At 48.1% G+C, this 341-nt stretch carries 1 protein-coding gene; it reads left to right on the plus strand.

The genetic code is table 11. The features are described 5' to 3' along the window. Positions 1-341: hypothetical protein (locus tag Q4563_RS17700; protein WP_303605435.1), on the plus strand; the 341-nt coding region annotated here is incomplete at both ends.

Genomic DNA, 341 nt, shown 5'->3' on the forward strand with positions numbered 1-341 from the left:
GGCGCACAAGGCCCGCCTGGCGCGTCAGCTGTCGCTGATCATTCGTGGCATTCTGCTTGTGGTGTTTGTTTTTGTGTATTTCTATACCGTTCCGACAATCAAACAGCAGGTATTTGAAATAGAGCGTAATTCATCACGATTGGCACTGAATAACGTATTTGAAATTGCCGACCAGATGTATACCGGTGTCGAAGAATATCGGCAGCAGGCGCTGGACAACCACAAAGAACAACTGACGCTGGTCGTTGATTTGGCCGAGAATTTTTTACAATCCCATTTCCAGGAAGCCGCTAAACAAGGTATCCCGCTGGAACAGGCGCGACAAACAGCCTTTGCTTATC

Source organism: Gilvimarinus sp. 1_MG-2023 (assembly GCF_030548285.1).